The 22,192-nt window shown below is 68.6% G+C and carries 14 protein-coding genes and 2 pseudogenes; 11 read left to right on the forward strand and 5 right to left on the reverse strand.

The window, feature by feature from the left end:
- Positions 1-83 precede the first annotated feature (83 nt).
- From WME79_RS36875 to WME79_RS36890, 4 genes are all read right to left on the reverse strand, one after another.
- Positions 84-6,104 (reverse strand): AAA family ATPase, encoded by a 6,021-nt coding sequence (locus WME79_RS36875; RefSeq protein ID WP_437524793.1) that lies wholly within the window; start codon positions 6,102-6,104, stop codon positions 84-86.
- A 182-nt stretch (positions 6,105-6,286) separates the two neighbouring features.
- Positions 6,287-6,922, reverse strand: a complete 636-nt coding sequence (locus WME79_RS36880) for a hypothetical protein (protein ID WP_437524796.1) — start codon at positions 6,920-6,922, stop codon at positions 6,287-6,289.
- 6 nt (positions 6,923-6,928) lie between these two features.
- Positions 6,929-8,332 (reverse strand): selenium-binding protein SBP56-related protein, encoded by a 1,404-nt coding sequence (locus tag WME79_RS36885; protein WP_437524798.1) that lies wholly within the window; start codon positions 8,330-8,332, stop codon positions 6,929-6,931.
- Between the two features lie 339 nt (positions 8,333-8,671).
- Entirely contained in the window at positions 8,672-9,028 is a 357-nt protein-coding gene (locus tag WME79_RS36890; RefSeq protein ID WP_437524800.1) for an antibiotic biosynthesis monooxygenase family protein, read from the reverse strand.
- 609 nt (positions 9,029-9,637) lie between these two features.
- On the opposite strand from WME79_RS36890, the gene WME79_RS36895 reads away from it, so the two are divergent.
- The 7 genes and pseudogenes from WME79_RS36895 (at position 9,638) to WME79_RS36925 (ending at position 16,464) form a co-directional block, all read left to right on the forward strand.
- On the forward strand, positions 9,638-10,756 hold the full coding sequence (locus WME79_RS36895) for an NAD-dependent epimerase/dehydratase family protein (protein ID WP_437524802.1): 1,119 nt from the start codon (positions 9,638-9,640) through the stop codon (positions 10,754-10,756).
- Positions 10,753-11,889, forward strand: a complete 1,137-nt coding sequence (locus WME79_RS36900; protein WP_437524805.1) for an SDR family NAD(P)-dependent oxidoreductase — start codon at positions 10,753-10,755, stop codon at positions 11,887-11,889. The genes WME79_RS36895 and WME79_RS36900 overlap by 4 nt, the downstream gene beginning before the upstream one ends.
- Positions 11,886-12,557: pseudogene (locus tag WME79_RS36905) on the forward strand (TIGR04295 family B12-binding domain-containing radical SAM protein); the annotation flags it as partial. The gene WME79_RS36900 and the pseudogene WME79_RS36905, both read left to right, overlap by 4 nt.
- Before the next feature lie 204 nt (positions 12,558-12,761).
- Positions 12,762-13,242 (forward strand): annotated as a pseudogene (locus WME79_RS36910) (hypothetical protein); the annotation flags it as partial.
- Positions 13,192-14,322, forward strand: coding sequence for a CgeB family protein (locus WME79_RS36915; protein WP_437540012.1), 1,131 nt, complete (start codon positions 13,192-13,194; stop codon positions 14,320-14,322). The pseudogene WME79_RS36910 and the gene WME79_RS36915, both read left to right, overlap by 51 nt.
- 42 nt (positions 14,323-14,364) lie before the next feature.
- Positions 14,365-15,375, forward strand: a complete 1,011-nt coding sequence (locus WME79_RS36920; protein ID WP_437524808.1) for a UDP-glucuronic acid decarboxylase family protein — start codon at positions 14,365-14,367, stop codon at positions 15,373-15,375.
- Positions 15,376-15,504: 129 nt separating this feature from the next.
- Entirely contained in the window at positions 15,505-16,464 is a 960-nt protein-coding gene (locus tag WME79_RS36925; protein WP_437524811.1) for a hypothetical protein, read from the forward strand.
- Positions 16,465-16,528: 64 nt separating this feature from the next.
- Here WME79_RS36925 and WME79_RS36930 read toward each other — a convergent pair whose 3' ends face one another.
- Positions 16,529-17,122, reverse strand: coding sequence for a Uma2 family endonuclease (locus WME79_RS36930; protein ID WP_437524814.1), 594 nt, complete (start codon positions 17,120-17,122; stop codon positions 16,529-16,531).
- A 209-nt stretch (positions 17,123-17,331) separates the two neighbouring features.
- Between WME79_RS36930 and WME79_RS36935 the strand changes: the two genes are divergently transcribed.
- The 4 genes from WME79_RS36935 (at position 17,332) to WME79_RS36950 (ending at position 22,144) form a co-directional block, all read left to right on the forward strand.
- Positions 17,332-18,099, forward strand: a complete 768-nt coding sequence (locus WME79_RS36935; protein ID WP_437524817.1) for a TetR/AcrR family transcriptional regulator — start codon at positions 17,332-17,334, stop codon at positions 18,097-18,099.
- 79 nt (positions 18,100-18,178) lie between these two features.
- Positions 18,179-18,643 carry an ABA4-like family protein gene (locus WME79_RS36940; RefSeq protein ID WP_437524819.1) on the forward strand — a complete coding sequence of 155 codons (465 nt, stop codon included), beginning with the start codon at positions 18,179-18,181 and terminating at the stop codon, positions 18,641-18,643.
- A gap of 1 nt (position 18,644) precedes the next feature.
- Entirely contained in the window at positions 18,645-19,478 is an 834-nt protein-coding gene (locus WME79_RS36945; RefSeq protein ID WP_437524821.1) for a hypothetical protein, read from the forward strand.
- A gap of 248 nt (positions 19,479-19,726) precedes the next feature.
- A complete protein-coding gene (locus tag WME79_RS36950; protein ID WP_437524823.1) occupies positions 19,727-22,144 on the forward strand; it encodes a type VI secretion system Vgr family protein in 2,418 nt (805 codons plus the stop codon).
- Positions 22,145-22,192 lie beyond the last annotated feature (48 nt).

Here is a 22,192-nt window from a genome sequence, read left to right on the forward strand (position 1 = left end):
CGCGGGATAGGGGCGCCGCGGCGTCAGGCCGCTGCCCGACGAGCACGCCCGGCCGGCCTCGTAGTACACGAGGGCGCTCGCGTTCAAGCGTTTCCTGGGATACGCCTCAGGCCCTCGTCGTCAGCCCTGTGGCGTGCCGTGTCGTCCTGGTTGCCCACCGCCGGGGAGCGCAAGGGGAGCTCCACGATGAACGTCGCTCCAGCGTTCGGTTTGCTCTCCACCCGGACGGTCCCGCCATGCGACGTCACGATCCAGCGCACCAGATACAGGCCGAGGCCAAGACCACCGAAATTCCGCACCGACACCGCGCGCTCGAAGCGATTGAAGATCCTGGCCTGATCCTCCTCTGCTATCCCGATCCCCTGATCTCGGACGGTGATCACCGCCGAGTCCCCCTGCCTGCGCACGCCCACGTGAATGGGCTGATGCATGCCATACTTCATCGCGTTCGACAGGAGGTTGAGCAGGACCTGCTCCAGGCGGGACCTATCCCAGAACCCAACCACCGGCTCGTCCACGTCGAGCTCTGCGCGGCAGCCGGCCGCGGCGAGCTGCGGCGCCACCCGCTCGACGATCTCGCGGGTCAGGCGGGAGAGCTCGATTGGCTCGCACGCCAGCGTCAGGCGTCCGGCGTTCAGCCGCGAGACGTCGAGCAGCTCGTTCACCAGATTCCCGAGCCGCGCGCTCTGCCGATGGAGGACGTGGAGCATGGCCTCGATCCGCGCTGGGTTGAGGTGCGCGGACGGGTCGTGGCGCAAGAGCCGCTCGATCCTCTGAATCTGCATTTGCAGCGACGTGAGCGGGGTCTTGAGCTCATGAGAGGCGATCGTGAGGAATTCGTCCCGCCGCCCGATCGCCTCCCGGGCCAACGCGTACAGCCGGGCGTTGTCGAGCGCGAGGCCGGCACGGCGCCCCAGCTCCTCCGCCAGCGCAAGGTCGGCGGGCCCATAACGACGCTGCGGCGCGGTCGCGAGCAGGAACATGACCCCGAGGCATCGATCGCGCGCGCGGAGCGGAACGCGAAGGTAGGCGTGGACGCCGAACTGCTGCATGAGGGGCAGGCCGCGGACGTTCCCGATCTCGGCCTCGGTCGACGTCGCCGCCGCGGGGGACGTCAGCGCCTGACGCAGCGCCTCGACCTCTTCGAGGCGCACCCCTGAGGCGGCGGTGCCAAAGACCGCATCGTCCTCGGAGAGGACGCTGACGAGGCACTGGTCGGAGAGATCGGGCACCGCGAGATCGGCCACGCTTTCGAGCGTAGCGTCGTAGCCCAGCGCCATCAGCTTGCGGCTCGCCTCGGCCAGAAAGCGCAGGGCCCGCTCGGCCTGCTTGCGCTCGGTGATGTCGGTGGAGATACCGCAGAGCGCGCGCGGCGCGGCGCCTCCGCCGAGGGGAAATTTGACCGACAGGAAGGTGCGCGGCCCATCGGAGAGCGGCAGCTCCTCCTCCCATTCCATGGGCGTTCCCGCCTCGAGCACCATCCGGTCGTGGTCACGAAGGGTCTCCGCGATCGGACCGGGGACGATCTCTGCATCGGTCTTCCCGAGGAGCTGCTCGCTCGGCAGGCGCAACAGGTCGCACACGCGCCGATTGGCGAGCAGGAAGCGGCCCTCGCGATCCTTGAGGAAGATGGCCGCCGCCGAGTTGTCGACGATGCCCTGGAGGATCTCTTGATTCGCCTTGAGCTCCTGCTCTGCCCGCCGCCGTTCGGCGTTCTCCTCCTCGAGATCGGAATAGAGCAGGGCATTCTCCAGCGAGATCGCCGTTTGCGAGGCGAGCAGCTCGAGCACGTTGAGCCGCCCGGGGGTGAACGCCCCGGTGACCAGGCCGTTCTCCAGATAGAGGACGCCGACCAGCCGGGTCTGGCGCGCGATGGGGAGGCATAGCAACGACCTCGGCCGCCTGCGCGTGAAGTACTCGTCCTCCAGGAACGGGTGCGGGGCGGCGGCGTCGTCGAGCAGCACGCGCTCGCGGCTCCGGCGAACGTAGTTGAGGATCGATCGCGGGAGCGCCGCGGTCGATTCCCCGCCCAGATCGAACGATCGCACCGTCCCTCCGCTCGCCGCGATCGCGGCCGCGGTCGACATGCGCTCGCCACGGACGAGGAGCACAACCCCCTCATCGGCGCCTGCGTGCTCGACCACGACGCGCAGCAATGTCTCGAGCAGGCGCGGCAGCTTCAGCTCCCCGGAGATGCTCTGAGATGCCTTGACCACCGAAAGGACGTCGAACTGCTCGGCCCGCAGCGCGAAGGTGACGGTGGGGGCGATCGGCTTGCGCCCCGCGAGGTGGGGGTAGCGCTGGTCGAGCTGCTCCACCTTGGCATGAGCGCCCCAGCGGAAGTAGCCGGCGCGGGCCATTTGCAGGTAGGCGTCGGAGGCAATGGGAAGGCCGCGCTCGCGGCTGAACGCCGCAGCGAGCTCGCACGCGATGGCCTCGTGCTGGACGAAGCCGTGCTCCCGCGCCGACGAGATGGCTTGCTCGTAGAGCCGGCTCGCCTCGGAGTCGTGCCCCAGGAGCCGGGCGATCTCGGCGCGCACCAGGGCGTGCTTGTGGAGGAAGTTCTCGGGGCAGTTATCCGCCCACACGCCGAGCTGCCTCTCGCCGGAGAGGAGGCCATCGGGGAGCTCCCGCCGTGGCGACGGCGACTCATCGCAGACGGCGGCGAGCGCGAGGGTGCGATAGAAGACGAACTCGACGATCAATGGGCCCATTTCGAACTTCCAGGCTTGCTCGGCGCTCGCGATGGTCGTCGCTGCAACCGCCTCCCTGGGGTGGCCGAGCACGAACAACGCCTGTGCTTTCAATATATAGTAGAAGCAGTGAGCCCCCTCCAGATCCTTCGGATCCAGCCGCGCCTCGAAGGCCGCCTGATCCAGCGCGGTTCCATCCAGCATCGAGAGGCGGACCGGCCTCCCTCGCAGCGTCTGGATCAGGCAATAAACGCCGAGGAGGATGTCATGAAAGAACGCGTGACGTGCTCTGCGCACGAAGCCAAGTCGCTCTTCGACCTCACGAAGGACGTCCTCCAGAGGCTCACCGCAGGCGAGCGGGAACAGCGGGGCGTACAGGCAGGTGTTGCACGCCAGGTGCAGATCGCCGGACTCGATCGCGGCATCGAAGCCGATACGCGCATAGAAGGGAGCCTCTCGGTAGTGCCGCCGCCAGAGGCTCAGGTGATGACCGAAGATGGTAAACACGAAGGACTTCGTGAGGAGGCTGCTCCCGTCCGCCAGGCCGCAGGCGAGCTCGCCGAAGCGGAAAGCCTCCTTGTATCTCCGGTACCTCCGGCCGATCTCGACCGCGAAGCTGATGTACGCGTGGGCGGAGCTCTCGGCGTTGCCGTGACGCAGGCTGAGCTCGATCTTGCGCACGTTGACGAGATACATCAGGTTCGGGTCCACGAAATACGCGGCGAGGGCCACACCTCGCAGGACGCCCATCACGACCTTGATCTCCGGGTGCGTCATGGGGGGCAGGCGGATCAGATCCTCGATCGCCCGGTCCCCCAGCGTCTGCCACACGCGCTCGGTCTCTTCTTCGACCTGGGCGTCGGTGGGATGGAGCGGCAAATCGATGCCGAGGGCGCGGAGGCACCGGAGCCCGAGCTCGAGCGCGCGAACGCTCTGCCTGCGGGTCACAAGGAAACCGACCGCAAGCTCGACGACCGCGGCCCTCTCGAGCTCGGTCCGCGCCCGAGACATGAGCTCCTCGAAGAGCGGCTCGGCGTGTTCGAAGCTGCCTGTGACGTACGCGGCGTAGGCGCGCTCGAAGGTCAGGTTGTAGGTCAGCTCGTACTGCGTCTCCCAGCGGTCCGGCGCGAGCAACGCCATGCCCGCGGCGAAGAGGGCAGCCGCGCCGTGGAACGCCGCCGCGGCCTTGGCCTTCCTGCCGGCGCGCAGGTTCAACGCGGCGAGCTCTTCCCTCTCCGCCCGGGAGCGGACGAGCGTCGCGCCGCGGTTGAGGTGCCCTATGACGTCGAAGATCATGTCCTCACGCTCTTCCGCGCGCTGTCGCTTCAAGAGCAGCCAGCCAATCCCCAGGTGCACCTCGGCGAGCCGTCCCTCCGGGATCAACGCATAGGCGGCTTGCTGCACCCGATCGTGGAGGAACCTATACGTTCCGCCCTGACCAACGATCAACCCCTCCTGTACGGCCGCCTCGAGCGCCTCGCGGAGCTCTGCCGCCGGCCGCTTCGCGACCACGGCGAGGGTGTCGAGGTCCAGGCGGCTGCCCAGGCACGCGGCGAGCTTGAGCGCGTCCAGCGCCAGTTCCGGGAGCCGCCTTAGCTTCTCCGTCATCAGCTCGACGACGTTGTCGGTGAAGCCCTTGTCGCGGATCGCGGCGATGTCCCACCGCCATGCGCTGGCCTCGGCGTCGAGGGTGATGAGCCCCTCTTGATGCAGCGCGATCAAGAACTGGAGCACGAAGAACGGGTTGCCACCCGTCTTCTCGTGGACCAGCCGCGCGAGGGGCTCGGCCTTCGCCGCGCTGGCGTGGACCGCCTCGGCCACGAGCGCTCCAACATCAGCCCCCGAGAGGGGCGCGAGGACGACGTCGGAGACGACGGCGCCGTGCTTCTTCGCCTCGGCCAGCATGCGCGGAAGCGGGTGCGCGGGGATGACCTCGTTGTCGCGATAGGCGCCGAGCACGAGCAGGTGCGCGGTCTCGGTGCACGTCACGAGCTGCTCGACGAGCTTCAAGCTGGCCGCGTCAGCCCACTGAAGATCGTCGAGGAAGAGCACCATGGGGTGCTCTTTCTGGGCGGTCGCCGCGACGAAGCGCTGGATTGTCGCGAGCAGCCGGCTCTGGGCTTCGGTCGCCGGAAGCTCGGGCATGGGCTCTTGCGGGCCCACGAGCTGCTCGATCTCGGGCAGCACGTCGGCGAGCAGCCGACCGTTCGAGCCAAGGGCCTCCCGGAGACGCTGCCGGAAACGGTCGACCCGCTCCTCGCTGGCGGAGAGGATCTCCTGCAAGAGACCTCGAAACGCCTGGAGGAAAGGAAGGTAGGGAATGTTCCTGTTGTATTGGTCGCATTTGCCGGAGAGAAAATACCCCCGCTCCCGCACCACCGGGCTGTGCAGCTCGGCGACGAGCGACGTTTTGCCGATGCCCGAGTACCCTGACACGAGCACGAGCTCCGTCCGACCCTGCGCGACCACCCGCTCGAAGGTGGCGCGCAGCGCCTCGACCTCGCGCTCGCGTCCATAGAGCCGCTGCGGGACCTGGAAGCGGTCGGAGAGGTCACGCTGCCCGAGCGCAAAGGCGTTCACGGTGCCGGTGGCCCGCCACGCTGCGAAGCACGCCTCCAGGTCGTGCCGCAGGCCGAGCGCGCTCTGGTAACGCTCCTCGGCGGCCTTGGCCAGCAGCTTGAGCACGACGGCGGACAGCGGAGGGGGAACGGAGGGCTGGACCACGTGGGGCGGTAGCGGCGCTCGGGCGATATGGCAATGCACCCATTCCAGGGGATCGCGCGCCTCGAAGGGCAGGCGGCCCGTGAGCATCTGGTAGAACGTGACCCCGAGGGAGTACAGGTCGCTCCGCTCGTCAATCCAGCGGTTCATCCGGCCCGTCTGCTCCGGGGCCATATAGGCCAGCGTTCCTTCGATGAGACCGGCGTGGGTGAGGTTCTGGGACTCGCGAGGCGCTCGGGAGGCGATCCCGAAATCGGTGATCCTGACCTCGCCGGTATCCGGGTTGTAGAGCAGGTTTTGAGGCTTGATGTCCTTGTGGATAAGGTGATGCCGATGCAGCTCGGCGAGCGCCCCGGCAATGCGGAGGGCGAGGGGGAAGAAGCGCTCGAGCGGCATCGGCTCGTCGAGGCGATGATCGAGCGGGCGGCCCCCGAAGTCCTCCAGGATCAGCGCAGACTGGCCGTTGAGCGCGTCGATCGCGTAAGGCTTGACGACAGCCGGAGCGTCGATCGCACTGGCGATCTCGTACTCGTGGAGCAGCCGCCCGAGAGCGCGGGGGTCGGCGTGGTCGCGTCGCAACACCTTGAGCACTACCGGCCGGTCGTCTTCTTCCCGACGCGCTCGAAAGACAAGGGTATCTGCCCCTTCGTGGAGAAGCTCGAGCTTGACATAATGTGAATCCCTGGCCATGCGAGAGCCTTTGACGACGATCGGGCTAGGTCAGCGCGATGCGCGACAAATTTATAGAGTTGTCGGGCACGGTTGCACATCGCGCAGAGGTGCGCAGGCGGGCCGCCGTCGACTCTCGGGGTGTCGAGGTGGGTGCGGGCGAGCTCGGGAGCCAGGCTGTCGCCCGGTCGCCCGTCACAACGTCAGAGCAGCACCGCGATGATGCCAGCCACGATGAGCGCGACGGCCCAGGCCCGATCGAGGTTGAACCAGGCGGTGCGAAGGATGGCGACGCCGAGCTTGTGATAGACCACGAGCGCGACGGCAGCGGCCGAAGCCATCATGGCGGCCGTGTGCACGAGGACCGCGGCGAGGTAGCCCAGCGGGCTCGCGAGCGACAGGCCAGCCGCGTTGTGACACCCGCCGTGGCACGGAGCGGGGTTGTCGGCGCCGATCAGGAAGATCGGGAGCAGCATGAGCCCCGCGCCGTGCGCGGTGGCCATCAGGAAGGACCACCAGGTCAGGTCGAGGAAGCCAACGCGCATCCCGACCCACCTCGGGTGGCGCGGCCTCACCAGCTTGAGCACGCCGAACGCGACAAGCGCGGCCGCCGTGAGCCACCGGAGCGCCGCGGCGGGGACGCTCGCGAGCCCGACCCCGAGCAACGCGACCGTGAGGCCGATCGACGCCGCGTGGCCGAGCGCGATCGGGACGAGCGCCCGCCGCACCGCGCGGCTGCTCTTCTCCTGCAGGCCCAGGGCGACGGCGAACAGCCAGCCCATGCCAGGGTTGATGCCGTGATAGGCGCCGAGGAGCGCCAGCGTGAGCCAGGGCATCATGGCCGGCTAGGGGTAGCAGAACGAGTCGGACGACGCGTCGCCCCCCTCGAGCCGCACCTGGTGAGGGCGCAGCGAGCCGAAATCGACGAAGAAGTCGGGATCGAGCGCGATGCCCCCGCCCGCCGCCACATCGACCTTGGCCATCCAGCCGCCGACGCCCTCGGGATAGAACTGCTCATCCCACGACGCATACAGCGAGTTCGTGAAGTAGACGCGCCGGCCATCGCGGCTCACCTCGACCATCTGCGGCGCGCCCCGCAGCGGGCCAGAGCGGGGATGCGCCGCCCGGCGCACGATCCCGCCGAGGTGCACCGAGCCGACCAGCTTCGGGTGGAACGGGTCCGATACATCGTACTGCCGGAGCTCGCCTGTGCCCCAGCAAGAGACGTAGAGGAACCGGTCGTCGAGGGAGAGGTTGATGTCGGTGATCAGCGGCGGCACCGCCTTGAAGCCCTTGAGCAGCGGCGGCAAGAGGTCGGGATCCGCGGGCTCGGCAGGCACCTCGATCACCTTGCGGATCGCCCACCGATCGCCGTCGCGATGCCAGAGCCAGATCGAGGCGGAGAGATCCTTGACGCTCACGACGACGCCGACGAAGCCATACGCCTTGGTCGGGTCGTGGGCGGGGCGGAGCTCCAGCGCCATCTGGTGCTCATCGCCGAGATCCAGCGCCTGGAGGTGCTTGCGTTTCCGCAGATCCCATACGTGAACGCTGTGGCCGTACTTCTTGCCGAGCAGGAGCTCCGGATTCACGCCGTCCTCGATCATCCTCGGCGTCCCCCACTCGCTCGTGAGGAGGGTGTCGTGGCCGAGGTGCCACCAGAAGTCGTAGTGGAGGAACTGCGGCCCGCGATCGATCTCCCATCGGCCGAGCACATCGAAGCTCTCGCAGTCGAGCACGAAGATGCCCCCCGGCCCATCGCCGTCAGGGCTGCCGAGCGCGCTCACGTAGATGCCGTCGGGGCCGCAGTGCAGCGTGTGCGGGCGAGAGTAGCCGGCCCGCTTCGCGATCTCCTCGGCGCGCACCGTGTGGACGAGCTCGGGGCGGCGCGGGTCCGCCTTGACGTCAAAGACGAAGATGTTCGACGAGCGGAGCGCCGGGAGCAGCAGATAGCGGCGCTCGACGTGGGGGTGCGGCGCGTAGGGGCACAGGGCGGCGCTGCACGCGTTCCAGCCGGAATGGTGGAGCTCGTCGCCGTAGGTCGGCAGCTCGTTGACCGAGACCAGGGTGCCGTACGTCGGCGACCTCGGATCGAGATCGACGACCGTGAGCGCGTCATGGCGCAGCTCGCCCTGGCGCTTCAGCGCGGCGCCCGCGTCGAGCGCGGTCACGTAAGCCAGCCGCTCGGGCGGCGCCTCCATCGCCAGGCGCGGCGACGGGTAAAAGGTGGGATCGGGACGAAACCGCATGCGCTGCGTCTCCTTGGTTCTGGGCGTTCGCGTGTTCTTCCAGGCGCCGCCGGTGAGGACCAGCGTGCGCTGCCCGCGGCGCGAGGCCGTGAAGGGCGGCAGGCGACCTGGCCGATTCGCCCCCTCCCCTGGCGGCTCCACGCGTCGGGCCGGACCCGATCAGACCGGCTACGTAGATCCGTTATAACAGATGCCTCGGACCGGGTCTACCGTCCCGGCAGGCCCCGCGCGGCGCCTGCGTTGCAGGGCCCGACGCGCCGCTCGAGGCGGCGGGCGGAGGCAGACGCGCGGTCGGTCGTCGCGCGTCGTCGGTCGATCGAGCGCCAGCACGCTCTGGACCTACTCCTTCAGATCGGTGCTGAGAAACACCTCGTGGATATCGAGCTTGCTCGGGCCCGCGAACATCTCCTTCGGCGCGCGGTTCCGGTGCGCCTCCGCGAACGCGGGGCTCCTCGTCCAGGCGATGAAGTCGTCCATGGACCGCCACCAGGTCTTCACCTCGTAGAACCCCTGCGCGTCCGGGTCCGGGCTCCACGCGCCGGTCGCGTGGTCCAGCTTCATCGGCTTCGGCCTGTGGACCTCGTTCCGGATGAAGCCGGGTGCCTGATCGACCAGGTGGACCCTTTTCTTGAAGCGATCCTCGAAATCGGCCTCGTGGCCCTCGGCGACGGGAATGCGGTTGGTAACGACGATCATCGCTCCTCTCCTTTTCTTGCTCGTACGGGAGGCCCGCACGCTGCGGGCGGCGGCAAGCATAGCAGCGCCTGTGCCCGGCCGGGGCCACGCCGCGCTCGCCGCCGCGTGCTCGCACGCTCGCGCGCCAGTGCCGCTCGCACGCCGGCAGAAAGGTCGTGGAATTCCTCGCAGCTCAATGCAATGTGGCGAGACACAACCGATCAGAGCAATCGCTACGGGCTCGCCCTAGCTGCTCCGATGTCAGCGGATCTCGCGCGCTCGAACGGTACAGACCAGCCCGGAAGACGGACGGGAAAGCCCCTATGGGCTCGCCAGACTCGAGCATTCCTCAACGGAGCACGGAAAATCGCACGGAACGGGCCCTTGTTGAATACCTCACAAACCATGTTGCGTGATCCTGAGTCGCATGATACTCGGATGGCGTCCGGGGCAACGATCACGCCCTGTTTGCAACGAACGGAGCCGGACACGATGCGCAGCGATCCGCCGGAGCACGATGTCATCGCAAGGGCACCTCGGCCTCCGGCCTCATCTGGCCTCGCGCGCCTCGCCTGCTCCGCCCGGGCTCGCGGCGTCTCCGCCGCGCGCTGATCATCGAACCAGAGGGATATGACGAGTCACGTCCTCATCACCGGTGGAGCGGGGTTCATCGGCTCTCACGTTGCCGACGAGCTCCTGCGCCAGGGGGTCCGCGTCCGGGCGCTCGACAGCCTGGTCCCCCAGGTGCACGGCCCCGACCGCCGCCGCCCAGCGTACCTCGACCCGGAAGTCGAGCTCATCGTGGGCGATGTCCGCGACCGGGACGCGGTGAAGTCGGCGCTCCGCGGCGTGGACGCGGTTGTCCACTTCGCGTCCGCGGTCGGGGTTGGACAGAGCATGTACAAGATCGCGGAGTACACCTCGATCAACAACGTCGGCACCGCCGTGCTCCTCGAGGAGCTCGCCGAGAAGCCGGTCTCGAGGCTGCTCGTCGCCTCCAGCATGAGCGTGTATGGCGAGGGGCTCTACCGGACGGCCTCCGGCGCGGTGGTCCCCGGCGCGAGCCGGCCGCTCGAGCAGCTCAGGCGCGGCGACTGGGAGGTCCGGAGCGAGGCCGGCGAGGCGCTCGTGCCCATCCCGACGCCCGAGTCCAAGCCCCCGTCGCTCGAGTCGGTCTATGCGCTCTCCAAGTACGACCAGGAGCGGCTCTGCCTGATGATCGGGCGCGCGTACCAGATCCCGACCGTCGCCCTCCGCTTCTTCAACGTCTACGGCCGCCGTCAGGCCCTCTCCAACCCGTACACCGGCGTCCTCGCCATCTTCGCCGCGAGGCTCCTCAACGACCGTCCGCCCGTGATCTTCGAGGATGGGCTGCAGCGGCGCGATCTCGTGAGCGTCACCGACGTCGCCCGCGCCTGCGTCCGGGCCCTCGGCGCCGACGCCGCGGTGGGCCAGGTGCTCAACATCGGCAGCGGGCGGTCGTACAGCGTGCGCGAGGTCGCCGAGCGCGTCCGCGAGGTGATGGGGAAGAGCGGTATCGAGCCCGAGATCGTGGGGAAATCCCGGCTGGGCGACGTCCGGCACTGCTTCGCCGACATCAGCGCGGCGCAGCAGAAGATCGGGTATGCGCCCCGGGTCTCGCTCGAGGAGGGGCTCCGCGATCTCGCCGACTGGCTCGAGGGGCAGGTGGCGAAGGACGCTGTCGCCCAGGCCCGCGCCGAGCTGGAATCCAGGGGGCTGACGGTATGAGCGCCGCGGCGCTCGACCCGGGCGGCGCGACCCCAGCGCCAGGACGCCCGGCGCTGATCACCGGCGGCGCCGGCTTCATCGGGGCCAACCTGGCCCACCGCCTGCTCCAGGCGGGAGAGACGGTGATCCTCTTCGACAACCTCTCCCGCCCCTCGGTGGCGCGCAACGTCGAGTGGTTGAGGCGCACCCACGGCGACCGCGTCACGCTGATCACCGGCGACGTGAGGGACGCCCGCGCGGTCGCGGCCGCGGTCCGGCGCGCCTCCAGCGTCTTTCACTTCGCCGCCCAGGTGGCCGTGACAACGAGCCTCGTCCAGCCGGTGGAAGACTTCGAGATCAACGCCCGCGGGACGCTCAATGTCCTCGAGGCGATCCGCGCCGAGAGCGCCCCGCCGCCGCTCCTCCTCACGTCCACCAACAAGGTGTACGGCGGCCTCCCCGACGTCCCGCTCTCGTGCAGCGCTCGGCGCTACGAGCCCACGGATCCAGGGCTCCGTGCCTCCGGCGTCTCCGAGGCCCGCCCGCTCGACTTCCACAGCCCCTACGGCTGCTCCAAGGGCGCGGCGGACCAGTACGTCATCGATTATGCCCGCACCTTCGGGCTCCCCGCGGCGGTGTTCCGGATGAGCTGTATCTACGGTCCTCGCCAGTTCGGGACCGAGGACCAGGGGTGGGTCGCTCATTTCCTCCTCCAGGCGCTCCGGCGGGAGCCGATCACCCTCTATGGCGACGGGATGCAGGTGCGGGACGTGCTCTTCATCGACGACCTCGTCGACGCGCTCCTCCTCGCCCGCAGGGACATCCGGCAGATCTCGGCGTCAGCGTTCAACGTCGGCGGGGGCCCGGAGAACACCCTCAGCCTGCTCGAGCTGCTCGACCTCATCGAGGAGCTCGACGGCAAGCGCCCCCTGATCGGCTTCGAAGGGTGGCGGCCGGGCGATCAGCGGTACTACGTCTCCGACTGCCGCCGGCTCTCCGCGGCCACGGGGTGGTGGCCGCGCGTCCGGGTCCGCGAGGGGGTGCGCAGGCTGCATGGCTGGCTGCGGGAGATGACGGAGGCGACCGGCGCCGGGAAGGCCGCCGCCATCGCGGGCCAGGCCGCGAAGGAGCCGTGCGCGGGGGGCGTCCGGTGAGGTTCGCGCTCGTCAACCCGGCCTGGAGCTTCGAGGGGAGCATCTATTTCGGCTGCCGCGAGCCCCACCTGCCCCTCGAATACGGCTACGCCAGGGCGCTGCTCGAGGCCGCGGAGCACGAGGCGACCGTCGTCGACGCCCAGGCCCGGGGCCTCGCCGACGGCGCCCTCCGCGACGAGGTGGCCGCGCTCCGCGCCGACGCGATCGTGGTGACCACCGCGCCGAGCTACCTCTTCTGGCGCTGCGCCCCGCCCGAGCTCCGCGTCCCGCAGCAGGCGCTCCGCGCGCTCCACGGGCTGCCAGGGCTCCGGCTCGCGGTGGGCCCCCACGCCTCCACCACCCCCCGCGCCACCCTGCGCAAGCTCGGGGTCGACGCCGTGGTGATGGGCGAGTGCGAGGACGTGCTGGTGGAGCTCGCCGATCGCCCGCGATCGCGCTGGGGCGAGATCGACTCGATCGCCTGGCTCGAAGGCGACGAGGCGCGCGTGCAGGGCGGCCCGCGCGGCTCGGACATGGACCGGCTGCCGGCCCTCCGCTGGGACGAGGCCACGGTGGCGCGCCACGCCCACCACCACCACCGCTTCGACACCGCCCCGATCGGCCCCGGCGCCGAGGTCGAGGCGTCCAGAGGGTGCCCCTACCACTGCACCTTCTGCGCGAAGGACAACTGATCGCGCCCCCCGGCCATGGCTGACGCTGCGCGCGCCCCCGGCTCCGTCCTGATGACCGCCGACACGGTGGGGGGCGTCTTCTCCTACGCGATCGAGCTCGCGCGCGCGCTCGCGGCGCGCGGGGCTCCTCGCCATCTCCGCCGAGCTCGGCGTCGAGGTCGACCGCCCCGCGCCCGCCGCCACACCCCAGCGAGCCACGTCATGAACCGACGCAACCGACGCCCGACCCCGAGCCGATCGCTCGACATCGCCTTCTTCGGATCGAGCCTCGTCTCCGCCTACTGGAACGGCGCCGCCACCTACTACCGCGGCATCCTCCGCGCCCTCGCGGCGCGAGGGCACCGCATCACCTTCCACGAGCCGGACGCCTACGATCGCCAGAAGCACCGCGACATCGAGGACCCGCCGTGGGCCCGCGTCGTTGTCTACTCCGGCACCGACCCCGAGGAGCCCAGGCGGCTCGTCGAGCAGGCCCGCAGCGCCGACGTGGTCGTCAAGGCCAGCGGCGTCGGCGTCTTCGACGAGCTGCTCGAGGCCGAGGTCGCCGCGCTCGATCGGCCGGGGCTCACCACGATCTTCTGGGACGTCGACGCCCCGGCCACGCTCGAGCGGGTCCGCGCCGCGCCGTCAGATCCCTTCCGCGCGCAGATCCCGCGCTACAACCTGGTCTTTCTTCCTGGGCCTGTCGATCACCTCGTCGTGGGGCAACGGCCACGCGACGACGTACCGCGGGCTACTCCGGCGGCTGGCCCAGCGGGGGCACAGCGTGCTGTTCCTGGAGCGGGACCTCTCGTTCTACGCGGAGAACCGCGACCTCCCGAGCCCGCCCTACGGCCGGACCGAGCTCTACCGGGGGCTCGACGATCTCCGCGCGCGCTTCGGGGGCGCGGTGCGCGACGCGGACCTGGTGGTCGTCGGGTCCTACGTGCCCGACGGCGCCGAGGTCGGCGCCTGGGTGACGGAGACGGCGCGCGGGAAGACCGCGTTCTACGACATCGACACGCCGGTGACGCTCAAGCAGATCGAGCGGGGCGGCGCCGGGTACCTGTCTCCGGCGCTGATCCCGCGGTACGACCTGTACCTCTCGTTCACCGGCGGCCCGACGCTCGAGCGGCTCGAGCGCCGCCACGGGGCGAAGCGGGCGCGGCCGCTCTACTGCGCGGTGGATCCGGACGAGTATTTCCCGGAGCGCGCGCCGCCCCGGTGGGATCTCGGCTACCTCGGCACGTACAGCGCCGATCGCCAGCCCACGCTGGACCGGCTCCTCGTCGCTCCGGCGCGCCGCTGGGGGCGAGGCCGCTTCGTGGTCGCAGGCCCGCAGTACCCGGCGGACATCGGCTGGCCCACCAACGTCGATCGCACGGATCACGTCCCGCCCGGCGAGCACCGAGGCTTTTACGGCGCGCAGCGCTTCACGCTCAACGTCACCCGCCGGGACATGATCGAGGCGGGGTACTCGCCGAGCGTGCGCCTCTTCGAGGCCGCAGCCTGCGGCGTACCGGTGATCAGCGACGACTGGCCGGGCCTCGACGAGCTCTTCGAGCCTGGCAAGGAGATCCTGGTCGCCCGCTCCCCGGAGGAGGTGCTCCACCTGCTCCGCGAGCTCCCCGAGCGGGAGCGGATCGCGATCGGCCAGCGGGCGCGCGAGCGCGTGCTCGCCCGGCACACCGCGGCGCACCGCGCCGAGGCGCTGGAGAGATACGCCCGGGAGCTGCTCGACGAGCAGGACGCGCCGGAGCGCCCGGGGGACCGGGGACGGTGACGTCGACGTGGGGAGTCGACCTGGAGAGGAGGTCAGAGAGACATGAGCGCAGCGCTGCGCATCCTGGTGACCGGGGGCGCTGGATTCGTCGGCTCCCACCTGTGTGATCGGCTGATCCGGGAGGGCCACGAGGTCGTCGCGCTCGACGATCTCTCGACCGGTTCCCGCGACAACGTCGCCCATCTCCTCTCTCACCGGCGCTTCCGGCTGATGGAGCACGACGTCCTGCAGCCCTACGAGCGGGAGGTCGACCGCATCTACAACCTCGCCTCGCCGGCGAGCCCGGCGCATTACCAGCGCGATCCGGTCCGGACCACGCTGGTCAATGTGGTCGGCGCGTTCCACGCGCTGAAGCTCGCCGAGGGCTGCGGGGCGCGGGTCTTCCAGGCGTCGACCAGCGAGGTCTACGGCGATCCCGAGGTCCACCCGCAGCCAGAGGGCTACCGGGGCGCCGTGAACCCGATCGGGATCCGCTCCTGTTACGACGAGGGGAAGCGCTGCGCCGAGTCGCTGGTGATGGACTTCCACCGCCGCCGCGGCGTCGAGGTGCGCCTGGCGCGGATCTTCAACACGTACGGTCCGCGGATGGCGCTCGATGACGGTCGGGTGGTGTCGAACTTCATCGTACAGGCGCTCCAGGGTGAGGACCTCACGGTGTACGGCGATGGCTCCCAGACACGGAGCTTCTGCTACGTGGACGACCTCATCGAGGGGATCGTCCGGCTGATGGAGCACCCGGCCGAGACGGGCCCGGTGAACCTGGGCAATCCCGAGGAGTTCACGGTGCTGGAGCTCGCCGAGGAGGTGCTCCACCTGACCGGGAGCCGGGGTCGTGTGGTGTTCCGCCCGCTGCCCGAGGACGATCCGAGGCAGCGGCAGCCGGTCATCGATCGCGCGAGGCGGGTGCTCGGGTTCGAGCCGAAGGTGCCGTTGCGCACGGGTCTGCGCCGCACGATCGAGGGTTTCCGGAGCGCGCTCGGGCTGGGCCATCGCGCACCTGGGCTCCCGGTGTCGGACGATGACGCACCGTTGCCCCGTGCGGCGAACGGCTGAGTCGAGCCGACCGTAGAGTCGGTGCTGCGCTCATGATACCGTCAGCTCTCTGACGCCCGATTGTCGCACAGGGCCGTGCGGCGAACGGCAGGGGCACTGCGCCCTTAACTTAAAGCGAAGGAGAGCGGCATGGATCTCAGGGCATGGTGCGCAGCGCTCTGCGCGGCGACGGTGGGTCTCGTGGGCTGCGGCGGGGACTCGGGCACGAGCGATACCGGCGGTTCGCCGGGCGGATCGAGCTCGGGCGGCGAGCCGGCGGGTGGTACCAGCGGCCAAGGGGGTTCCTTCGGCGAGGGGGTTGGCTCCGGGATCGGGTCCGGCAGCGGGACCAGCGGGGGAGGAGGCAGCGGCGCGGCCTCCTCGGGGTGCGAGCACGTCGATGTCGTGTTCGCGCTCGACAACTCCTCGAGCATGGATGAGGAGAAGGCATCGATGCGCGACATCGTGTTCCCGGCGTTCGCGCAGGCGTTGCTCAATATCGATAGCATCCTCGACTTCCGCGCGGCCGTGATGGACGCCTGCCCCCTCCCCGCCAACTTCCACACGCGCGGCGCCGCGGGCGAGTGCTCGTTCCAGAGCGGCAAGGCCTGGATGGAGAGCACGAGCACCGACCTCACCAGCGAGTTCCAGTGCGCTGCAGATCTCTATGGGGACGACGTCGAGTGCACCGGCGACAGCGACGACGAGCAGCCCGCGTCCACCGTCGCCGCCGCGCTGGAGCCGCCGTTCTCGACCGCCCAGAACGCGGGGTTCCTCCGCAACGACGCCCTGCTCGTGGTGGTGGCGATCACCGACGAGGACGAGCAGCCCGTCCCGCGCCAGACGCCGCAGCAGATCCACGATCGGCTGGTCGCCGCGAAGGGTGACGCGAAGAACGTGGTGTTCCTCGGCATCGCCGGGAGGCGGGAGTGCGAGGGCGAATATGGGAGCGCGCAAGAAGCCCGGGACATGCAGGAGCTCGTGGACCTGTTCGCCGCCGACGGCCGTGGGTTCTTCTGGGATCTGTGCGAAGGGCACCTCGAGGACGGCCTCACGAACGCTTTCGCAGCGATCGAAGAGGCGTGTGTGGAGTTCGTGCCCATCAACTGACCGCACCGGCGAGGCGAGCTGACGAAGGGCGGCTCGGACGGCGCCGTAAGGCGCCGCCGGCAGGCTACCGCGGCCAGCTCTCCTGGTCTTCCTCCAGTGCTCCGCCCTCCTCGGTGCCGAGCTGGTCGACTTCCCCCCACAACGCATCGAGATCCAGCCGGAGCCCTTCGCATCCAGGCACATCGATGCTCCCATCGGTCGCGTCGAGCGCGTGCGCGTAGCGCCCATCCGCCCCGAGCTCGAGGACCTCGATGCTCCGGAGCTGCGGATCGACGATCCAGTACCAGCGCACCCCGAAGGCAGCATATTCGCGGAGCTTCTCGACACGATCGCGGCGCCCGTCGCTCGGCGTGGGAGAGACGACCTCGACGGCGATATCGGGCGGGATACGCACGAGCCCCCGCGCTGGTGGCCTCCGGTTCCCGGGGAAAAAGACGGTCACGTCGGGCTTCCGGCCCCGCTGCGGCTTCACCGCGAATTTCGCGTCCGAGCCGCCCACCAGCCCGCCCCGGGGGGTGATCCAGACGCGGAGCATGTGGATCAACCAGCCGACCACGACCTCGTGAACGTAGCCGGACACCTCTTCCTCCACGAGCAACCCGTCCACGAGCTCGCCCGGCTCATCCTCGGGCAGGGCCGCCCACTCGATGAGCGACATCCGCCGGCCTGACGGGGGTGCGGATGAAAGAGCTGCGGCCTGGGCCATGACCAGAGCCTATCACGCCCACCGCAAGGCAGGACCTCCCTCCCGCGGATCGAGCGACCGCGCCTGCAGGCCGAGCCGGTCGCCAGGTCCCGGCCCGCCCCGCGCCCGCTCGAAGAGGCTCAGGCCCGGGAGGCCTCCACAACGCCCTCGCAACGAGACCCTTGACGGTCGACGATGCTGTCGTTATAAAAAGTAACACCGTTACGTATGACGATGGGGGCGGCGGCTGCGCCGCCCGGAGGACAGGCGACACGGACATGGCGAGCTCGCGCCCGAAGACCACGAAGACCAGCGGCACGACCCAGGCGGAGCGCCTGCAGGCGTCGAGCCTGCAGCGCCGCGAGCAGCAGAAGGAGAACCTCCGGGGCACGATCCTGTCGGCGGCGGGCGAGCTATTTCTGGAGCAGGGCTACGAGGCGTTCTCGATGCGCCAGGTGGCCGAGCGCATCGGCTACTCGGCGACGACGATCTACCGCTATTACGAGAACAAGGACGATCTCCTGTTCGCGATCGTTCACGACGGCTTCACCGAGTTCCAGCGGGCGCTCGTCGCGGCCGCCGAGAGCACGGCGGACCCGATCGAGCGGCTCGTGGCGCTCGGCGCCGCGTACGTTCGCTTCGGCATGGATAACCCGGTGCACTACCGGCTGATGTTCATGCAGCGCTTCGACTTCGTCTTCGACCAGCGGAAAGCGCGGCAGCAGCCGATGATCGATTCGTTCAACGTGCTGCAAAACGCTGTCGCGTCCGCGATGGATGCCGGCGTGATGCAGCGTGGCGACGTGGAGCGCCACAGCCAGGTGGTCTGGGCCTTGGTCCACGGGATCACCGCCCTTGGCCTGGCCGACCGCGGCCGCTTCACGGCCGACGACGTCGACCGGACCATGGCGATCGCCATGAAGATGATGGTCCGAGGCCTGCGCCCCTGAGCGCTCTCTTTTTTTCCCGCAAAGTTAACACTGTTACGCATAGTTTCATCGTTACAAACAACAGTCGGTGGAGGGTATGATGGATAGGGTCTTTGGGCTGAGCGGCCTCCTCGTGATGCCGTTCTGGTTCCTGATGGTTTTTCTGCCCCGCTCTCGATGGACGCGGCGGATCATGGAGTCGCCGCTCGTGGTCGTCGCGCCCGCGCTGCTCTACACGGCGCTCGTCCTCCCGGTCCTCCGCGAGGTGTTCCCGATCGTCAACCAGCCGAGCCTCGCGACGGTCGCCCCGCTGCTCGGCTCGCCCGCGGGCGCCACGATCGGCTGGGTTCACTTCCTCGCCTTCGATCTCTTCGTGGGCCGGTGGGTGTACCTCGACAGCCGCGATCGCGACATCTCGCCGTGGCTCATGGCCCCGGTGCTCTATCTGACGCTGATGCTCGGGCCGATGGGGTTCTCGCTCTACCTCGCCGTCCGCGCGATCGCCGATCGGTCGGCGCGCGCCCTCGGCAAGACGGCGGTGCAGCACCGCGCCGGGGAGGCCTGAGATGAGCGCGCGCTCGCTGAGCCTCTCGCTCTCGCTCCCTCGCTCGATCGAGGAGCTCCTCCGGCGAAGCCCCGTCCTTTTCGTGGCGGCGGCCGCCCACGTCGCGCTGCTCGTCGTGCTGCTCGCCGTCGCCCCGCTCGATGCGCGCCTCGTGATGGGGGTGAACCCGTGGATCAAGCCGGCCAAATTCGCCGCCTCGATCGCCATCTACCTCCTGACGATCAACTGGCTCGTCGGCGATGTCGCGCTCCCGCCGAGGGGCCGGAGGGCGGTCGTCTGGGGCACGGTGGGGCTTGTGAGCTTCGAGATGATCGCGATCGCCGCGCAGGCGGCGCGGGGCGTGGCGTCGCACTTCAATCAATCGACGCTGTTCGACGGAGCGGTGTTCGCGCTCATGGGCATCGCCATCCTGGTGAACACGGCGCTCGCGGCGTACCTCGCGTACAGGTTCTGGACGACGCGACCCCCGCTGCCGGCTCCCTACCTCTGGGGCATCCGCCTGGGTCTCCTCGTGTTCCTGCTGGCGTGCGCGGAAGGCGGCTTCATGTCGGCGCACAACGCGCACAGCGTCGGCGTCGCCGACGGCGGACCCGGGCTCCCCGTCGTCAACTGGAGCACACGAGGAGGCGACCTGCGCATAGCCCACTTCTTCGGGATGCACGCGCTGCAAGCCGTCCCGCTGGTCGGGTACTGGCTGTCGGCGCGGGCGTCAGGCTCGGCGCCGCGCACGCGGCGGGCAACGCGATGGGTGATCGCGTTCGGCATTGGCTACGGCGCCGTCGCGCTGGCGCTCTTCGTGACGGCGCTCGCAGGGCGACCGCTCCTTCGAATGTAGCGCGCCGAGGCGAACGGCGGCCCCGTCCTCCCGGAGGCGAGCCGGCGCGGATCGCCGACCGGTGGCGCGTGACAATGGGCGCGAGCCGGAAGTCGTCGATTGAACGGCGTCACCTGAAACAAATTCGTCACCCGACCGCCATCAAAAGACAGCAACAACCAGGCGCAGGGCCACACCATTCACACAAATTTCGCATATACTCCTCAGCCCGTCTGCGCCTGCCGTCGTTTCTCACCGTGAGGAGCTCCATGCCCGATACGTTTGTCGTCCAATCAAGCGCCCTGCCTTCTTCCACCAAGCTCGTGGCTTTTCGTGGCACCGAGGGCATCTCGAAGCTCTATCGCTTCGAGCTCTACCTGGTGATGACCAACGATGTCGGCCATAGCTTTGATATGGCCGCGGCCGTGGGCCAGCCGGTGAGCATCTCCCTGGAGCGGAGCGACGGCGGCGCGCGCTTCCTTCGAAGTGGCATCCTGGGCAGCATCAAGCTCGTCAACGACTTCGCCGGTCGGTGCGTCTTCCGGGCCACCATGGTCCCGCGCCTCGCCTTGCTTGCCATGTCGTTTCACAGCCGTGTCTTCACCACGAAGGCCGTCCCGGAGATCATTCAAGCCGTCCTTCAAAAGGGCGGCGTCACGGACTGCGCCCTCCAGCTCCAGGGCTCCTACGCCGCTGAGGAGCATGTCTGCCAGTACCGCGAGACCGACTACGCCTTCGTCGCCCGGTGGATGGAGCGCGAAGGCATCTATTATTACTTCGAGCATGGGGAGGGCGGCGAGACGCTGGTGCTGGTCGATGACAAGTCGGCCCATCAGCCCTCTGGCGACAAGCCCGCTCGCTATTACCCGCAACCTGGCGGTGCCAACACCGCGAAAGACACCGTCTACGCCTTCACCTGCCAGCATGACGCCATACCCGGCACCGTCCGCCTCAAGGACTACAACTACGCCACGCCGGCCGTACCGATCTCCGGGCAGGCGTCGGTTAGCCCCAATGGCTTTGGTGAGGTCAGCCTGTACGGCGCGCGGTTCTTCTCGTCGGGCGAGGGCGCGCGGCTGGCGCGGATCAAGGCCGAGAGCCTCTCCGCGGCCGGCGTTGTCTACGAGGTGATGGGCAATGCGACGACGCTGATTCCTGGGTTCACCTTCGAGCTCGAGGACCATCCGCGGGCCGCGTTCAACACGAAGTACCTGACCACCGAGGTCGAGCACTGGTCCAACCAGGCCCCGGACATGCCCGAGCTTCGCGAGCTTGCGCCGTGGAACGCGAACTACCGCATGGAGGCCAAGGCCATCCCCACGACGACGCAGTTCCGCGCGCCGCAGGTCACCGAGTGGCCGCGCATCTACGGCACCGAGATCGCGATCGTCGACGGCGCGGCGGCCAGCGAGTACGCGCAGATCGACAGCCATGGTCGCTACCGGATCAAGTTCCACTTCGACGAGAGCGACCTGAGCGGGGGGAAGGCGTCGACCTGGGTCCGGATGCTCCAGCCCCATGGCGGCGGCATCGAGGGCTTCCACTTCCCGCTGCGAGCTGGCGTTGAGGTCATGTGCGCCTTCGAGGGAGGCGATCCCGATAGGCCGGCCATCGTCGGGGTCGCGCCCAACGCGCTGACGCCGAGCCCGGTCACGTCGGGGAACAACACGCGGAACGTGATCCAGACGGGCGGGCGGAACCGGCTCGAGCTCGAAGACCAGGCCGGGCAAGAGCGGGTCACGCTGTCGACGCCCTATGACAACACCTACCTCCGGATGGGGGCGCCCAACGGCGGCGCCTCGTACGAGGTCAAGTCGCAAGGCCACGCTTATGTGTGGATCGGAGGCAGCTCCGAGAACATCGTGACTGGCAACCGAACGGCGATCACCGTGGGCATCTCCGAGAGCGTGATCGGGGGCTTCAGCTTGAGCGCCGTCGGGGGATACGCCGGGAGCTTCATCGCTGGATACTCACAGAACGTGATCTTGGGCTATCGCAGGACAAGCATCTTTGGCTCTGAAAAAACGACCGTCCATAGAAACCGAGAGACCCTCATCAAGGGGAAACGAAAAACGACGGTCAGGGGTAAGGACAAGGCCGTGTTCAAAAGCGATCGCGAGGTCGAGATCGATGGCAAAAGCGAGGTGACTGTCGCCGGGAACCGTACGACCACTATCGGGGGCAAGGACACGGGCATCTTTCATAGTGACCGTGAGACAGAGGTCGACGGAGACAACGAAACGAAGATCGATGGCGATAGCACGACAGTTGTTGGTGGTAAGAAAACAACGAAAATCCTCGGCCACGTGGAGACCGACCTGTTCCGAGGGCGAAAAACCACGATTCACGGCGGGGGAAGCATCACAAAGATCACCGGTCTCGCCCGCACCACAATCAATGGCCCCCGCTACACTAAAGTTGTAGGGCCGAGCAGGAGCATCATCGAGGGCAGCGCCGCCAGCACCGTGACCGGTCTTTACAAAACCGAGATTGGAAAGCGGGTCGAGGTCATTAATGGAACAAAGTACGAGAGAATCAAAGGGCTGGCATTTAAAAAGGCCCCCTTGGAGGTGAAGGAATTCAAGATTCAGGAGCTCAAGGGGAAGGGCATCAATACTGATGTCGAGCTGCAAAAGATCAAAACCCACCTCAGCTTGACGGATGCGGATTTGACAATCATCAGGTAGTCCACCTACTCCTTGTGGAGCAGGCTCGCGCTCTCCGCTGCGTCGTAC

This window comes from Sorangium sp. So ce726 (assembly GCF_051521405.1).
Taxonomy (GTDB): domain Bacteria; phylum Myxococcota_A; class Polyangia; order Polyangiales; family Polyangiaceae; genus Sorangium.

Bases quoted from the DNA above. Each gene is read 5' to 3' on its own strand.
- WME79_RS36920 (WP_437524808.1), top strand. From the start codon at position 14,365: ATGAGCGCAGCGCTGCGCATCCTGGTGACCGGGGGCGCTGGATTCGTC.
- WME79_RS36885 (WP_437524798.1), bottom strand. From the start codon at position 8,332: ATGCGGTTTCGTCCCGATCCCACCTTTTACCCGTCGCCGCGCCTGGCG.
- WME79_RS36875 (WP_437524793.1), bottom strand. From the start codon at position 6,104: ATGGCCAGGGATTCACATTATGTCAAGCTCGAGCTTCTCCACGAAGGG.
- WME79_RS36950 (WP_437524823.1), top strand. From the start codon at position 19,727: ATGCCCGATACGTTTGTCGTCCAATCAAGCGCCCTGCCTTCTTCCACC.
- WME79_RS36940 (WP_437524819.1), top strand. From the start codon at position 18,179: ATGGATAGGGTCTTTGGGCTGAGCGGCCTCCTCGTGATGCCGTTCTGG.
- WME79_RS36890 (WP_437524800.1), bottom strand. From the start codon at position 9,028: ATGATCGTCGTTACCAACCGCATTCCCGTCGCCGAGGGCCACGAGGCC.
- WME79_RS36930 (WP_437524814.1), bottom strand. From the start codon at position 17,122: ATGTCGCTCATCGAGTGGGCGGCCCTGCCCGAGGATGAGCCGGGCGAG.
- WME79_RS36895 (WP_437524802.1), top strand. From the start codon at position 9,638: ATGACGAGTCACGTCCTCATCACCGGTGGAGCGGGGTTCATCGGCTCT.
- WME79_RS36925 (WP_437524811.1), top strand. From the start codon at position 15,505: ATGGATCTCAGGGCATGGTGCGCAGCGCTCTGCGCGGCGACGGTGGGT.
- WME79_RS36900 (WP_437524805.1), top strand. From the start codon at position 10,753: ATGAGCGCCGCGGCGCTCGACCCGGGCGGCGCGACCCCAGCGCCAGGA.
- WME79_RS36945 (WP_437524821.1), top strand. From the start codon at position 18,645: ATGAGCGCGCGCTCGCTGAGCCTCTCGCTCTCGCTCCCTCGCTCGATC.
- WME79_RS36880 (WP_437524796.1), bottom strand. From the start codon at position 6,922: ATGATGCCCTGGCTCACGCTGGCGCTCCTCGGCGCCTATCACGGCATC.